Origin of the sequence: Mesorhizobium sp. L-2-11 (genome assembly GCF_016756595.1) — a bacterium.
GTDB lineage: Bacteria > Pseudomonadota > Alphaproteobacteria > Rhizobiales > Rhizobiaceae > Mesorhizobium.
Map to the genome: position 1 here is coordinate 2,760,413 of NZ_AP023257.1, position 15,850 is coordinate 2,776,262.

Annotated in this window: 13 protein-coding genes and 1 pseudogene; 8 read left to right on the forward strand and 6 right to left on the reverse strand. The window is 64.0% G+C overall.

Annotated elements, in window-relative coordinates:
* Positions 1-98 precede the first annotated feature (98 nt).
* The 5 genes and pseudogenes from JG739_RS13200 to JG739_RS13220 all read right to left on the reverse strand — a co-directional run bounded on the left by JG739_RS13200 (position 99) and on the right by JG739_RS13220 (position 5,260).
* A pseudogene (locus tag JG739_RS13200) lies at positions 99-477 on the reverse strand (endonuclease domain-containing protein).
* A 225-nt stretch (positions 478-702) separates the two neighbouring features.
* Positions 703-1,719 (reverse strand): ABC transporter permease, encoded by a 1,017-nt coding sequence (locus JG739_RS13205; RefSeq protein ID WP_202366825.1) that lies wholly within the window; start codon positions 1,717-1,719, stop codon positions 703-705.
* On the reverse strand, positions 1,716-3,347 hold the full coding sequence (locus JG739_RS13210; RefSeq protein ID WP_244749883.1) for a sugar ABC transporter ATP-binding protein: 1,632 nt from the start codon (positions 3,345-3,347) through the stop codon (positions 1,716-1,718). The genes JG739_RS13205 and JG739_RS13210 overlap by 4 nt, the downstream gene beginning before the upstream one ends.
* Positions 3,348-3,507: 160 nt before the next feature.
* Positions 3,508-4,458: a substrate-binding domain-containing protein gene (locus JG739_RS13215; protein WP_202366827.1), complete on the reverse strand. Its 951-nt coding sequence runs from the start codon at positions 4,456-4,458 to the stop codon at positions 3,508-3,510.
* A gap of 595 nt (positions 4,459-5,053) precedes the next feature.
* On the reverse strand, positions 5,054-5,260 hold the full coding sequence (locus tag JG739_RS13220) for a hypothetical protein (RefSeq protein ID WP_202366828.1): 207 nt from the start codon (positions 5,258-5,260) through the stop codon (positions 5,054-5,056).
* Between the two features lie 232 nt (positions 5,261-5,492).
* Here JG739_RS13220 and JG739_RS13225 point away from each other — a divergent pair, with 232 nt between their 5' ends.
* The 8 genes from JG739_RS13225 (at position 5,493) to JG739_RS13260 (ending at position 15,089) form a co-directional block, all read left to right on the forward strand.
* A complete protein-coding gene (locus JG739_RS13225; protein ID WP_202366829.1) occupies positions 5,493-6,926 on the forward strand; it encodes a LuxR C-terminal-related transcriptional regulator in 1,434 nt (477 codons plus the stop codon).
* Between the two features lie 152 nt (positions 6,927-7,078).
* A complete protein-coding gene (locus JG739_RS13230) occupies positions 7,079-7,303 on the forward strand; it encodes a hypothetical protein (protein ID WP_202366830.1) in 225 nt (74 codons plus the stop codon).
* A 267-nt stretch (positions 7,304-7,570) separates the two neighbouring features.
* On the forward strand, positions 7,571-10,039 hold the full coding sequence (ligD, locus tag JG739_RS13235; RefSeq protein WP_202366831.1) for a DNA ligase D: 2,469 nt from the start codon (positions 7,571-7,573) through the stop codon (positions 10,037-10,039).
* 90 nt (positions 10,040-10,129) lie between these two features.
* Complete coding sequence (ku, locus tag JG739_RS13240) at positions 10,130-11,044, forward strand: non-homologous end joining protein Ku (protein ID WP_202366832.1); 915 nt, start codon at positions 10,130-10,132, stop codon at positions 11,042-11,044.
* A complete protein-coding gene (locus tag JG739_RS13245; RefSeq protein ID WP_202366833.1) occupies positions 11,041-12,144 on the forward strand; it encodes a tetratricopeptide repeat protein in 1,104 nt (367 codons plus the stop codon). The genes ku and JG739_RS13245 overlap by 4 nt, the downstream gene beginning before the upstream one ends.
* 175 nt (positions 12,145-12,319) lie before the next feature.
* On the forward strand, positions 12,320-13,483 hold the full coding sequence (locus tag JG739_RS13250) for an IS4 family transposase (protein WP_202362951.1): 1,164 nt from the start codon (positions 12,320-12,322) through the stop codon (positions 13,481-13,483).
* A 181-nt stretch (positions 13,484-13,664) separates the two neighbouring features.
* Positions 13,665-14,309, forward strand: a complete 645-nt coding sequence (locus JG739_RS13255) for an alpha/beta hydrolase family protein (protein ID WP_202366834.1) — start codon at positions 13,665-13,667, stop codon at positions 14,307-14,309.
* A 9-nt stretch (positions 14,310-14,318) separates the two neighbouring features.
* A complete protein-coding gene (locus tag JG739_RS13260) occupies positions 14,319-15,089 on the forward strand; it encodes an exodeoxyribonuclease III (RefSeq protein WP_202366835.1) in 771 nt (256 codons plus the stop codon).
* 102 nt (positions 15,090-15,191) lie between these two features.
* Here the strand turns inward: JG739_RS13260 and JG739_RS13265 are convergent, their stop codons facing one another.
* Positions 15,192-15,656, reverse strand: coding sequence for a GFA family protein (locus tag JG739_RS13265; protein WP_202367452.1), 465 nt, complete (start codon positions 15,654-15,656; stop codon positions 15,192-15,194).
* Positions 15,657-15,850: the final 194 nt, after the last annotated feature.

Consider the following 15,850-nt stretch of genomic DNA (forward strand, 5'->3'; position numbering starts at 1 on the left):
AGGTGACACCAATCTCCCCCCTTGAGGGGGAGATGTCCGGCAGGACAGAGGGGGGTGCTGTCCCGCAAGCGTTGCGCGATCTAGCTCCGTACCAACACTCAACACGTGTCCGCGCCTGCCAGGCCGGCTACGATCACGATGTGCTGGCAGACATTGTCGATGTCGCGAATGACGTCGTCGTTCCAGAAACGCAGGATGGTCCAGCCAGTCGCCCTCCAGCCTCGAGCTTCTGTAGGCATCGGATGCCGAGGCTTCGGCCTGAGCGTGCTGGGAGCCGTCGAGTTCGACGATCAGCTTTTTGTCCGGACAGGCAAAATCGACAATGTAGCCGGCTATCGGCATCTGTCGCCGAAACGACAATCCCATGAGACGGTGCGCCCTAATCTCATTCCAGAGCTTCAGCTCGGCGTCCGTCATGGCCTTGCGCATCTTGCGCGCATTGCCGCGGTTGCGGGGAGGTACGGGATAGTGGTTCACTGCCTTGATCTCTCCGCCCTACGGTCGAGGACCCCCCTCTGTCCTTCCGGACATCTCCCCCTCAAGGGGGGAGATTGGATGTCGCTTCGGCTTTCGCCAATCTCGGAAGATGCGCTACCGGCGAAGCTGCCAATCTCCCCCCTTGAGGGGGGAGATGTCCGGCAGGACAGAGGGGGGTACTGTCCCGCCGACCTCCGCCGATCTAGGTCTGTACCTCCCCAACCCTCACCGCCTTACCCGTGATTTCAGCCAGCGGTCGAAGGCCACGGCGAGGATCAGGATCAGGCCGATGACGATGCTTTGCGTGTAGGACGAGACGTTGTTGAACTGCAGCCCGTTCTGCAGCACGCCGATCAGTGCTGCACCCACCACCGTGCCGCCGACCGAGCCGATGCCGCCGAACAGCGAGGTGCCGCCGATGACCACCGCCGAGATCACGGTCAGCTCGTAGCCGATGCCGGCGACGGCTTCCGAGGAATTGAGCCTGGCCGACAGCACGAAGGCGGCAAGGCCGGCGAAGAAGCCGACGATGACGTAGACCGAGATCAGGATACGGTCGACGCGCAGGCCCGACAGCCGCGCCGCCTCGGCATTGCCGCCGACAGCGTAGACGGCGCGGCCGTAGCGCGTGTAGCGCAGCACGATGTGGCAGAGGATCGCGGCGATCGCGAAGATGATCGCCGGCACCGGGACCGGGCCGATCAGCCCGGTGCCGAACCAGCGCATCGAGGCGTCGAAGCCGGAGATCGGGCCGCCATTGGAGATCGTCAGCGTCAGGCCGCGAAACACGGTGAGGCCGCCAAGCGTGACGACGAAGGGCGGCACCTTCAGCCGGGTGATGGCGAAGCCCTGGACGCCGCCGGCCAGGGCGCCGACGACGACGGCGGCCAGAAGGGCGGCGAACCAGCCATGGCCTTGCGCGCCGGACGTCGACAGCGACAGCGTGTTGGCGGTGCCGCCCTTGGCCACCACCGCCGCGACCATGCCGCAGAAAGCCAGCAGCGAACCGACCGACAGGTCGATGCCGGCAGTGAGGATGACGAAGGTCATGCCGAGCGCGATCAGCCCGGTGATCGAGATCTGCCGCATGATGTTGAAGATGTTGATCGGGTCGATGAAGCTCGGCTTCAGCACGGTGAAGACGACGATCAGCAGCGCCAGGAACATCAGCGGGCCAAAACTCATCAGCAGGCGCGCGACATTGATGCCGCCGCGCTGGCCCTGTTCGGTCGTGCTGGTCATTGCGTCGCTTCCTGCGTTTGATCGAGCGCCATCAGTTCCATCAGTTTTTCCTCTGTCGCCTCGATGCCTGGCATCTCGCCGGTGATGCGGCCGCGCCGCATGGTGACGATCCTGTCCGACACCGCAAGCACTTCGGGCAATTCCGACGAGATCATCATGATGGCGATGCCGCGCGCCGCGAGCTGCACCAGGATCTGGTGCACCTCGGCTTTGGCGCCGACATCGACGCCGCGCGTTGGTTCATCTACAATCAGCACCTTGGGGTCGCGTGCCAGCCAGCGGGCGAGGATGACCTTCTGCTGGTTGCCGCCGGACAGCCCCTCGATAGGCTGCTCGGGCGAGGCCATGCGGATCGACAGCGTTTTTCTGTAGCCCGCCAGTGCCTGGCGCTCGCGGCGTTCGGCCATGAAGCCGAGAGCGTTGGAGTAGCGGCGCAGTGCTGCGACGGAAAAGTTGGTGAGGATGCCAAGCGCGGCGAAGATCGCCTGGTGCTTGCGGTCTTCCGGAACCAGGCCGATGCCGAGCGCGATGGCGTCGGCGGGTGTTTCAGGCGCGATCGTCTTGCCGTCGAGGGTGATGGTGCCGGCGGCGATGCGGTCGGCGCCGAAGATGGCGCGGGCAAGTTCGGTGCGGCCGGAGCCGACGAGGCCGGCGACGCCGAGGATCTCGCCCGCCTTGAGGTCGAGATCGACGCCTTCGAGCACGATGGCGTGCGGCGCCTGCGGATCGCGCACCGTGCGCAGGCCGCGCACCGAAAGCCTGACGTCGCCGGCGACGTCGCGCAGCGTCGGCCTGGCATAAAGCTCGGACGCGGCGCGGCCGACCATTTTTTCGATGATTTTGGGCAGCTTGATCGGTCCGCCATCGCGGTCGAGATGGCCGGCCAACCGGCCGTCGCGCAGCACCGTCATGCGGTCGCAGATGGCAGAGGCCTCTTCCAGCCGGTGGGTGACGAACATGATGGCGACGCCGTCCTTGCGCAGCCGGCCCATGATCGACATCAGTTTTTGCACTTCGGTTTCGGTCAGCGCCGAGGTCGGCTCGTCCATGATGATGAGACGGCTTTTTAGCGACAGCGCGCGGGCGATCTCGACCAGCTGCTGCTCGGCCACCGACAGCGCCGACACCGGCGTCGCCGGGTCGAGGTCCAGGCCGACGCGGGCGATGATGGCACGCGAGTCTACCTCCATCTTGCGCCAGCTGACCAGGCCGAATCGCCCGAGCGGCGCGCGGCCGATAAAAATGTTCTCCGCCACGGTCAGCGTCGGGATCAGGCTCAGTTCCTGGTAGATGGTGACGATGCCGAGGCGCTTGGCATCCTGCGGATTGTGCGGATTGAATTCGACGCCGTCGAAGACGACGCGGCCGCTGGACGGTGGCATCACGCCGGACAGGATCTTGAGCAGCGTCGACTTGCCGGCGCCGTTCTCGCCGAGCAGGCCGAGGATTTCGCCGGGTCGAACCTCGAGCGAGACATCGCTGAGCGCGGTCACGCCGGCAAAGCGCTTGGTCACGCCCTCTACGGCAAGGAGGGCGGGAGATGATGTTGCGGCTTCAGCGACGGACAAAAATTGCTCCTGGATTGCGATTGCCGGCGGGACAGCACCCCCCTCTGTCCTGCCGGACATCTCCCCCTCAAGGGGGGAGATTGGATGTCACCTCGGCTTTCGCCAATCTTCCTGCGTTGCAGAAAAGGCGCCATCGGCGAAGCTGCCGATCTCCGCCCAAGTGGGGGAGATGCCCGGCAGGGCAGAGGGGGGCGCTGTCCCGCCGGCCTCACCAATTGCCCTACTTCGTCTCGCCAAGCCTTTCCGCCTTGTCGAGATTGTCCTTGCCGATGACGATCGGCGTCAGCAGGACGAGCTTTTCCTTCGGCTCGGTCTTGTCCCTGGCATAGGCGACGGCGATCTGCACCGCGGTGCGCGACTGCTCGCCGGGGAACTGCTCGACGGTGCCGGCCAGCTTGCCGTCGCGCACGGCGACCAGCGCTTCGGGAAGCGCATCGAAGCCGTAGATCTTGACGTCGGTGAAGTTGCGCGCCGCGCAGGCTTCGACCGCGCCCAGCGCCATGTCGTCATTGGCGCAGATGATCGCGTCGGGCTTGCCGTTGGCGGCAAGGCCGGCCTCGGTGACGGACAGCGCCTCGGCGCGGGCGAAATTGGCGGTCTGCTCGAAGACGATCTGGTATTTGTCCTTCAGCGGATCGAGAACGTTGTGCACGCCCTTGTTGCGGTCGATCGCCGGGCCGGCGCCGGGCTGGCCCTGCAGATGGAAGATCTTGGCGCCGTTCGGGAACGCCGCCACCATGGCCTGCGCTTCGGCCTCGCCGCCCTTGACATTGTCGGCGCCGACATGGGCGAGAATGCCTTCGACACCGTCGACGCGACGGTCGATGGTGACGACGGGGACGCCGGCCTGGATCGCCTGCTCGATGGCCGGGGCCAGCGCGTTGACGTCGAGTGGCGAGATGACGATGGCGTTGACCTTCTGCACGAGCGCTGCCTCGATGTCGGCGGTCTGCTTGGGCGCCGAGTTCTGGCCGTCGCTTTCGACAAGGTTGACGCCCTGCGCCTGCGCCTCCGCTTTGATCTGGTTCAGCATGTGCACGAAGAATGGAAAGCCGAGGCTCGGCACCGAACCGAGGATGGTCAGCTTGTCCTGGGCGAGGGCCAGTTGCGGAGCGGCCAGCGCCAATGTGCCCGTCGCCACGGACGACAGCAGGAATTCACGTCTGTTCATCAATTCAGTCTCCTCCCACATGAGCGCATGAACCCGAAAACCGGTTCCGGTTTTCCGAAAATTCCTGCGTCGATCCAGAAATGGAGTGTCCTTTGAGCGCCCTGGGGACGCAACGGCGCTCCAGCCGGTCCACCGCGACGTTCTCCTCCGCTCGGCGCCGGCGGGCGGATGCTAGCCAAGCCCGGAGATTTGCGCAAGAACGGGCGGGGCCGGCTCATGGCGGCGCCCATGCCGGCAAAGCGCTTGGTCACGCCGTCGACGGCGAGGAGGGCGGGAGAGGGCAGGGGCTTCGGCTGCGGGCAAGGTTGCTTCCTTGATGCAGTTTTTCACGCCATCTCTTGGCGCTTGAACACCCCCCTCTGTCCTGCCGGACATCTCCCCCCTCAAGGGGGAGATCGGATGTCGTCACGGCTTTCGCCAATCACCAGCGTTGAAGAAAAGGCGCAGCCAGCGAAGCTGCCGATCTCCCCCTTGAGGGGGAGATGGCCGGCAGGCCAGAGGGGGGTGCTGTCCCGCCGGCCTTGCCAATTGGCCTATTTCGTCTCGCCCAGCCTTTCCGCCTTGTCGAGATTGTCCTTGCCGATGACGCTGGTTGCTAGCGGGCGGCCAGCTTGTCCAACCGTTTGCAATACAGCCGCACGCCGACGGGGACGATCTCATAGCCGGCGTCGTTCAACTGGAGCTTCATCTCCTCGAAATGCCGCTTTGAGCCGCTGACGATCGATTCAGGCGTGTAGTCCCAGCCGTTGCGGGCGGCATTGGCCAGGATGTCGGCATAGACGCGCATGCTCGTGATTTTCACATCCGATTCCAGCACCTGCCTGCATCCTCTTGCGAACGACGGCGACTGGGCGGCGGAAAGACTCAACATCGTGCATGCAAGCATGATCGAAACAGGACGCATGGTTACCTCCCCCGGATTGCAGCTTGTTGCGGCCAACGACCTTGCCATTTGTGCGCCTGCGGCGGGATCGCGCAGATGCAGTATTCGTCCTCCTGCATTTGTAGTATTCTGTCTTGGGACGGGTTCCACCATGACGGTCAACGACGCTTCGAAAGCGCAGGCGCTCGATGCCTTGTCGGCTCGCGAGCGCGCGGTTGCGGAAAAATTCGCAACCGGCATGACCTATCGCGAAATCGGCAATGCACTTTTCATTGCCCCGACCACTGTTCGCACCCATCTTGCGGCCATCTACGAAAAACTTGGCGTGCGTACCAAGATCGGGCTCGCGACGTATTTTGCCGGCGGTGCCGGTGCTCGGCCGGATGGGTCTTTGTCCGGCGCCCTGCCGGTGCTCGCCATATTTCCGATCGAATGCCTGAATTCGGAAGAGCGTTGGCACCGTTTTGCCGACGGCCTGTCGTCGGACATCACCATCGACCTTGCGCGATACGCGGGCTTGCATGTCATTGCCTTCCACACGATGAAATCACTGGGCAGCAAGCCGGCCGATTTCGCGGCGGATGGCAAGGCGCTCGGCGTCACCTATTTCGTATCGGGCCAGTTGCGTGCGGACGACCAGAGGATTCGCTTGACGATGGAGCTTGCCGATGCCGCTAACGGCGTCAGCCTGTGGAGGGAGCGCTACGATCGCCCGGCCGAGGACGTTTTCGCGCTCCAGGACAGCCTGACCGAAAGCATCATCAATGTGTTTGCCGGCAGTTACGGAATGCTGGCCACGGTCGGCCGCAATGCGGTTCGACGCAAGCCGCCGGCCAGCTTGCGGGCCTATGATTTTTATCTGCTTGCCCTCGAACAGCACACTACGTTCAGCCGCGCCGGAAATGTCGAGGCGATCCGCTTGTTTTCACGCGCGCTGGAGCTTGATCCTGCCTTCGCCAACTGCTGGGCCGAACTCGCTTACGCCTATTCGGTCGAGGCCTGCAACGGCTTTGGTGACGACTTGCTGATATCGATCGAGAACTGGCGGATCGCGGCCGAAAACGCCCTGCGCCTCGACCCGACGGACAGCTGCGCTCACGCATGCCTTGGCAATGTCAGGGCATGCGTTGGCGATCTTGAAGGGGCGGAGCGCGCGCACCGGCGGGCTCTCGAATACGGCTGCAACCACGCCGGCATACTGCTGCTCCTGGCCGGCAGCAAGGCGCTTGTCGCCGGCGATCCGGCCGAGGCGATCCCGCTCATCGAGCGTGCCATGCGCCTCAATCCATTGGCCCCGCCCTGGTATTTCGGCATGCAAGGCCGCGTCCTGTTTGCCGTCGGCAGGCATCGGGAAGCTGTCGCGGCGCTGCGCAGGAGTTCGCCGGAGTCGCCGGACGTGCTGATGTTCCTGGCGCTTTCGCATGCGGCCATGGGCGAGGCCGGCGCCGCGGCGCGCGCCGCGGCCCGCTTGAGAGCCGAATTTCCAGGCTTTTCGGTCGAACGCTTCATCGCAGGCTATCCAGTGACCAACCCGGACGCCTTGCTTGCCATCCGCCATTCTGCCGAACTGGCGAGGCTGGCGTAGGCAAGTTGATGCATGCAGGAGTCGGTGCCGGCTCGCCCGATCGATGCCGGCCGATCACCGTTCGCGCCCACTGAAAAATTGACAGAACACCCGGTCTCGGCCATCCTTATGCCAGCCGCCATGTCCTGCGGCGGCGTGTGTATGAGCAGTCCATGGCCAGTTCCGCCACCAGCCAGAATTCCAAGCGCGCCGCGGTGCGCAGGGCGCTCGACCGCCACAAGGTCTACATCACCGCACAGAGCTTTTCCGCCGGCGCCTACAAGGCGCGTGTCCTCATCGACGGCGAGGCCTACTGGGTCGACGAATTCCGGCTGAGCCAGCTCCAGCAGGGCCTGTCGCCGGCCGAGCTCGAACTGACGCCGGCCACCGACGATTGAGCTGTGTGACATCCATCCCTTCGTCATCCCAGGAGTATTCCGGGGCGCTGGCGGGACAGCGCCCCCCTCTGTCCTGCCGGACATCTCCCCCACAAGGGGGGAGATCGGATGTCACGAATGCTTTCGCCAATCTCCAACGTCAAAGAAGAGGCGCCAAGGCAGAAGCTGCCAATCTCCCCCCTCGTGGGGGAGATGTCCGGCAGGACAGAGGGGGGCGCGAAGGAATGAGACGCCGGTTGCTGACCGCCGCGCGCTTCGGTCTTTGACATGCCAGCTCCCGCCAAACTCAAGGCCTATCGCGCCAAGCGTGAATTCAGCAAGACGCCGGAACCGGTCGGTGGGCCGGTTGCCGCAGAAGGCAACCGCTTCGTCGTGCACAAGCATCATGCCACTGCCGATCACTACGACCTTCGCCTGCAGGTCGGCGATGTGCTGAAGAGCTGGGCGGTGCCGCGCGGTCCGTCGCTCAATCCTGCCGACAAGCGGCTGGCGGTCGAGACCGAGGACCATCCGCTTGAATATATCGACTTCGAAGGCGTCATTCCCGAGGGCGAATATGGCGGCGGGCCGATGATCGTCTGGGACACCGGCGTCTGGGCGCCGATGGACGATGTCGAAAAGAGCTTGCGCAACGGCTCCTTCAAATTTCGTCTCGCCGGCGAGAAGCTGAATGGCGGCTGGATGCTGACCAGGCTGAAACCGAAGCCCGGCGAGGACGAGGGCAAAAAGAACTGGCTGCTGTTCAAGGAGCGCGATCTCGCCGCCGATACCGCGCTCGACATACTGGAGGCCCGGCCGGAAAGCGTCAAATCCGGCCGCCGCATCGAGGAGCTGGTGGCAAGGCCTGCCGCAAGGCCTGCGAAACCGGTGGCATTGAGACCCGGTGCGCTGCCGGGCGCGGTCAAGGCGCCGCTGCCTTCCCGCATCGAGCCGCAGCTGGCCACGCAGGTTCCAAAGCCGGGCGGCGGCGGCCCCGCGGAAAATACCTGGCTGCACGAGATAAAATTCGACGGCTACCGCACCATGGCGCATCTGGCCGACGGCGCGGTCAAATTGATCACTCGCGCCGGCCTTGACTGGACCAGGCGCTATGGCGACCTGCCGCTTGCCTTTGCCAGGCTGCCGTGCCGCGATGCAATCGTCGACGGCGAGGTCGTTGCGCTCGATGCCAAGGGCATCAGCCGCTTCGCGCTGCTGCAGGATGCATTGGCGCAAGGCGCCGGCAACAAGCTCCACTTCTATGCCTTTGACCTGTTGTATCTCGACGGTTGGGACCTGAGAAAAGCGCCGCTCGGCCGGCGCAAGGCGCTGTTGTCGCAATTGCTGTCCGGCCTGGGCGCCAACTTCGCCATCCAGTTCTCGGACCACGTCGAAGGCGATGGCCAGGCGCTCTATGACCAGGCCTCCGAGATGGGGCTGGAAGGCATCGTCTCCAAGCGTGCCACGGCGATCTACCAGAGCGGCCGCAGCAAGACCTGGACCAAGACCAAGGCGCTGAAGACCGGCGATTTCGTCATCGCCGGCTACACCACCTCCGCTGCAGCCGAGGGGCTGGCCGCACTCGGGCTCGGCGAATTCGAGGACGGCGAGCTGCACTATCGCGGCAAGGTCGGCACCGGCTTCGATGCCGCCACCGCCACCGAGTTGCTTTCCCGGCTGGAGCCGTTGCGCGCCGGCGCGTCGGCGCCCGACGGGGTTCCGCGCGAGATCATGCGCGAGATGAACTGGGTGCGGCCGCTGCTTTCGGCCCATATCCACTATGCCAACCGGACCACCGACAATGCGCTGCGCCATGCCGTGTTCCGCGGACTGCGCGACGTCGGCCTGTCGACGCCTGTATCGGCCAAGCGCAAGCGGCTGATCGCCGAGGCCGACCTCGCCACGATCTGGGTGACCAACCCGACGCGGCGGCTGTTCGGCAGAACCGGACCGACCAAGCTCGATATCGCCGTCTACTACGCGCTGGTCGGCGACTTCATGCTGCCGCACATTTTGGGTCGCCCGGTGTCACTGGTGCGCTGCCCGACCGGCAAGCCGCAGGACTGCTTCTTTCAGCGCCATGCATTCACCGGCATGCCGAAATCGGTGGCGACCTTCGAGACGACCAATTCCGAGGGCGAGACCAAATCCTACCTGTCGGTCGAGGACGCCAAGGGTTTTCTGGCGCTGGCGCAGTTCGGCGTCGTCGAGTTCCACATTTGGGGCACCCATCGTACGCGGCTCGACAAACCCGACCTGATCGTCTTCGACCTTGATCCCGGCGAGGGGGTCAGCTGGCGCGAGGTGGTCGAGGCGGCGGTGCATATCCGCACCGAACTGGAGGCGATGGGGCTGGTGCCGTTTGCCAAAACCTCGGGCGGCAAGGGCATCCACATATCAGTGCCGGTGAAGCAGAAACAGAACTGGAAGAAGCTGCACCAGGCGACCAGCGCCATCTCCTCGGCATTGGCCGCCACCGCGCCCGACACCTTCACCACCACTATGGGCAAGGACAACCGCAAGCGGCGCATCTTCATCGATTTTCATCGCAACGCGCGCGGCCATACCTCGGCGGCACCTTATTCGCTGCGCGCCCGCACCAATTTGCCGGCCTCGACGCCGGTGAGCTGGTCCGATCTGGAATTCATCGACGCTCCGGAAGATTTGAATTACTCTTCGCTGCCGGGCCTTCTGGCCACCTCCGGCGATCCCTGGGTCGACATGGAAGATTTCGCTAGGGATTTGCCGGTATTGTGAGGGCGATGTAGGTTTTGCGCAGCACCGTTCGTCCTTTGGACGAAGCGCTGCGAACAGTTCGACAGTGCACGGCCGCGTAGGAGAATTTTTATGGCGCCCAGGGCAAGTTGGAAAGGTTACCTCAAGCTCAGTCTCGTCAGCTGTCCGGTCCGGCTGTATCCGGCGACGAGCACAGCCGAGCGCATCAGCTTCAACCAGCTGCACAAGGACACCCACAACCGCATCAACATGAAGCCGGTCGATCCCGAGCTCGGTTTGGTCGAGCGCGCGGACCTGGTCAAGGGTTACGAATACGAGGACAAGCAGTACATCATCATCGACGACGCCGACCTCGAGGCGGTGAAGATCGAATCCAACCACACGATGAACATCGAGGCTTTTGTCGACGAGCGTTCGGTCGACGTCATCTATCAGGACGCGCCCTACTATCTGGCGCCGGATGGCGCGATGGCCGAGGAGACCTTCGCGGTGCTGCGCGAAGCCATGCGCAAATCCGGCAAACTGGCGATCGCGCGGCTGGTGCTGTCCAGCCGCGAGCGCGTGGTGACAATCGGCGCCCGCGAGAACGGCATGTTCGTCTGCACCTTGAGGAACCCGAACGAAGTGCGCGGCACGGCTGAATATTTCGGCAACATCCCGGCCGGCAAGCCCGACCCGGAAATGCTGCAGCTCGCCGAAGCGCTGATCAAGCAGAAGGAAACCAGCTTCGACCCGAAGAACTACGAGGACCGCTATGAGATCGCGCTGATGGCGATGATCCGCGAGAAGCTCAAGGGTCACAAGCCGATCATTGCGGCAGCTCCCGAGCGCGGCAATGTGATCAATCTGATGGATGCGCTGAAGGCCAGCCTGTCGCAATCGGCCAAGCCGCCGGCCAAGAGCAAGAGCAAGGCCGATGAAGCGGCGAAACCGGCAACGAAATCCACCAAGAGCGGCGCCGGCGCGGCCAAGGAAAATCCGCTCAAGGCCAATCTGCTCAAGGCCGTCGGCAAGAGCAAAGGGTGACAGCGCCCCCCGCTATAATTTCCGGCACCGTCTTCGGCGCCATCGGCGCGCTGGCGGCGTTCCCGCTGAGGCTGGCGGCGCGTGAAGTAGAGCGCCAGCAGGGCCAATTGCGGCGCGGCGTTAACAGGCGCACCAGCCATGTCGTGTTCGGCCGCACACTTCTGGCCAAGGCCGGGGATGCCGAGATCGAGCGCCGCGTCGCCGCCGAGCGTGCGGCCGGGCGCAAGCTGATCAGCGAAAACGGTTTTTTGCGCCTGCTTGGGCTGATCAAGGCGCCGGAGGCCTCGACCCTGTCGCGGCAGTCGCTTCTCGATCAGTCGCGGCTGACCGCCGCCGATCTCGACCTTCTCAGCCTGTTCGATGCCTTCGAGCATGATGGCGAACCCTATTCGTTCCGCGATCTGATCCTGGCCCGCAAATATGCCGGGCTGATCGCCGGCGGCGCCTCGTGGGGGGCGATCGCGCGCTCGGTGCACCGCTGCGGTCCGGTCGCCTCGCTGACCGCCAAGTCGCTGAATGTCGGCTCGCAGCATGGGCGCGCCGATCAGATCTACCTCGAAGGCGGGCAGTGCGAAGTCGACGGCCAGTTGCTGTTCGATTTGGGGTCGCCCGATGACGACACGCTGGAAGAACTGTTCGCTGATGCCGAAGCGGCGGAAGAGGCTGAACACCACGAGCAGGCGGCGGCACTCTACCAGCGCTGCCTGGCCATCGATCCGACCGATGCGATCGCCGCCTTCAACCGCGCCAACTGCCTGCGCGCCGCTGGACGCGCGGCCGAGGCGGCGCACGACTATGCCCGCGCGATAAAGCTCGATCCGGGTTTCGTCGAGGCCTGGTTCAATCTGGCCGGGCTGATGAGCGACGAGGGCCGCGACGGCTCGGCGCGACGGCATCTGCAAAAGGCGATCGCGCTGGACCAAAACTATGCCGACGCGGTGTTCAACCTGGCGAGGCTGGAGTTCGACGCCGGCAACCTCGCCGAGGCGCGGCGAAACTGGTCGCGATATCTCGAGCTCGACGCCAGCTCCGAATGGGCGCGCATGGCGGCCAGGGGGATACAATTCATCGATTTGCAGCTGGCGCGGATGTCGGGGTGAGGGCTTCAATGTCTGCGCTTGAGCACCCCCCTCTGTCCTGCCGGACATCTCCCCTTCAAGGCAGGGCTGTCCGGGGAAAGTTTTGAGTGAATCGAAATGCCACATGTGCATGCCCCGTAAAACGGGGTTTGTCCGTCTTTTCTCTGGTTGTCGAGACTCAGAAAAGGAACGGGGCATGCGCTTTGCACCTAGCATCTTCGGGCAGCTTCTTGAACCCATCGATCGGCGTCAATTCCAAGCAATTGTGGATCGCCACGACGGGGATGCGTACGACAAATCGTTCAGAAGCTGGGATCATCTGGTGGCGCTGATCTATGCCCAGTTCTGCGGCAGCAGCAGCTTGCGTGGCCTGGAAGCCGGCTGGAACGCCAACAGCCAGCATCATTATCACCTGGGCAGCGGTCCGTTGATGCGTTCGACCTTGTCGGATGCCAACAGACGGCGTCCGGTCGCCATCTTTGCCGAGGCGTTCGGTCTGGTGGCGAACCTGCTCGACAGGCAAATGCGGCGCGAGGGCGAAGCGATGCTGCGGCTGATCGACTCGACCCCCATTCCGCTCGGCAAACTGTGCGATTGGGCCAAGTCGAACGGGCGCATCCGCGGCATGAAGGTGCATGTCGTCTATGACCCGAAGACCGACTGTCCGCGCATCCTCGACATCACCGACGCCAACGTCAACGACGCCCAGGTCGGTCGCCAGATCACGATCGAAGCTGGAGCGACCTACGTGTTCGACAAGGGCTACTGCCATTATGGCTGGTGGACGGCGATCGCCGAAGCCGGATCGATCTTCGTGACGCGGCCCAAATCCAACATGAGGCTGGCGCTGCTGCGTGATCGCCCTATAGCCGAGCCGCAGGGCGACGGCTTCCTGGTTGTGGAAGACAGTGAGGTAAGCTTGGTCAGCAAGGCTGCTTGCAAGCTGCCGATGCGGCTGCGTCGCCTGCGCGTTCAGCGCGAAACGGGCGACACCATCACGCTTTTGACCAACGATCTGGAGCGCTCTGCCGTCGAGATTGGACGGCTTTACAAAGGCCGCTGGCACATCGAGCTTCTGTTCCGATGGATCAAGCAGCACCTCAAGATCCGCAAGTTCCTCGGCAACAACGGCAATGCAATCCGCCTGCAACTCTTTGCCGCAATGATCGCCTTTGCGCTGCTGCGCATTGTCGCGCGCACCCGCCGCGTCACTATTCCTATCTTGAGGTTCACAGAACTGGTCGCTCAATACTTGTTCGGGCGGCGGAAACTGCACACCATCGATAAGCCGCCACCGGTCAATCCAAGCCGACCAAGGGACCGAGCCTCTCCCAATCAGATGGCCTTCATTTATGAATAACTTTCCCCGGACAGCCCTGCCCTCAAGGGGGGAGATCGGCAGCTTCGACTGTCCGCTCACTCCTGCGACGTTGGAGATTGGCGAAAGCGGCCGAACGCACAATCTCCCCCCTTGAGGGGGAGATGGCCGGCAGGCCAGAGGGGGGCGCGAAGGAACTCGGCCTTCATCTGCGGCCCACCCCATGACCGCCTTCCTCTTCGACGGTCCCGACGCCGCTCCCATCACCATCCTGCTCGCCCATGGCGCCGGCGCGCCGATGGACTCGGCCTCGATGACCGCCACCGCAAAAGCACTTGCTGCCGCCGGGTTTCGCGTTGCGCGCTTCGAGTTCCACTACATGGCAGCCCGCCGCTACGGCCACCGCAAGCCGCCGCCGCGCGCCGAGACGGTGAACCCGGAATACGTCAGGGCGATCGCCGACCTCAGGGCGAAGGGTGTGAATGGGCCGCTCATCATCGGCGGCAAGTCGATGGGCGGCCGCGTCGCCTCGATGATCGCCGACGAGATGTTTTCCAAGGGCGAGATTTCAGGGCTGCTTTGCCTCGGCTACCCCTTCCATCCGCCGGAGAAACCGACGCAGCTTCGCACAAAACACCTCGCCGATCTCAAGACGCCGACATTGATCTTCCAGGGCACACGCGACGAATTCGGGACCAGGGACGAGGTCGCGACCTACGATCTTTCCGACACAATCGAAATCGCCTGGCTGGAGGACGGCGACCACGATCTGAAGCCGCGCAAGAGCATCTCCGGTTTTTCGACCGCCGATCATCTGAAGACACTCGCTGAAGCGGTCAAGGCGTGGACCGAGCGCATCGTGCGCTGAAGCAGGCCGATGAAGATCGCCACCTTCAACGTCAACAACATCAACGGCCGGCTGCAAAACCTGCTGGCCTGGCTGACCGTCGCCAAGCCCGACATCGTTTGCCTGCAGGAACTGAAAGCGAGGCAGACACAGTTTCCGCGCACAGCACTCGCCACGGCCGGCTATGGCGCGGTTTGGGTGGGGCAGCCGACCTGGAACGGCGTCGCCATTCTTTCGCGCGGCTCGGAGCCGGTGCTGACCCGCGAGGCGCTGCCCGGCGACGACAGCGATAACCAGGCCCGCTACATCGAGGCGGCGGTCAGCGGCATCGTCATCGCCTGCCTCTATGCGCCGAACGGCAACCCGCAGCCCGGCCCGAAATTCACCTACAAGCTGGCGTGGCACGAACGCCTGAACGCGCATGCGGCGGAACTGTTCGACACCGGGCTGCCGGTGGTGCTCGCCGGCGACTACAATATCGTGCCCGAGCCGCGCGACATCTATCCGACCCGCTCCTATGACGACAATGCGCTGGTGCAGCCGGAAAGCCGCGCCGCCTTCGCAGCGCTGCTCGACCAGGGCTGGCTAGATGCACTGCGCAAGAAACATCCGAAGGAGACGCTCTACACATTCTGGGATTATCGCCGCAACCGCTGGCCGCGCGACGCCGGCCTGCGGCTCGACCATATATTGCTGTCCAGGAAACTGGCGCGCCGGCTGGCCGGGGCAGGCATCGACCGCAACGTCCGCGGCGAGCCCGGCGCCAGCGACCACGCGCCGGTCTGGGTTGAGTTGCGGTGAGGGCGGAGACCATCTCCCCGCAAGGGGGAGTTCCGCCGATAGCGCCTCTTTTTCGAGGTTGGCGATTGGCGAAATCAAAGATGATCCCTCATGCACAACCCCTCACACCGGTCGCGCGCCTTCACGGGCGAAAGCCTCGATCAAAGGTGCATACCCCTCAAGGTCGGGTTGAGTGGCGAAGCTGTGGCTGGCGGCGGTCGTGGCCCAGGGCAGCTTTTCCGACGTGAAGACCTCGACGAAGGGCTCATACCAATGATGCTGGTCGAGCATGGTCGCGCGGACATTGACGAAGAAGTCCAGGCCGTGCGGATGCGTGAACATCCAGTTCTTGCAGTGCGGGCAGTAGAGTTGCCGGTGCGGCCCATGCATACCGCCGACCACCGGCTCGCCTTGCGTAACGCTAAAGCCGTTGGTTGGCACCGCCATGGTCAGGGAATAAGCACTCGCGCTCAGCTTCTGACAGCCGGTGCAATGACAGGCCATGGTCAGCAAGGGCGGCGCACTTATGCGAAAGCGTATCCCGCCGCACAGGCAGCCGCCGTCCCAGGGTAGTTTCCACTCATCCATCATCTGGCCTCGATCGGTCTTGAGCACTGCTGAGCGATCCTAGCGCACGACCGGGCAACATTGCGGCGACCCAAGAGATCCCCGGGGGCATCCAGCGCTTGTTGCAGGCGAGCGTTTTTGTGCTGCTGTTCGCTGGCAATCTGCGGAATTGAACCGGGACATCGACAAACCCGGCCTCGACCGGCATCATTGCG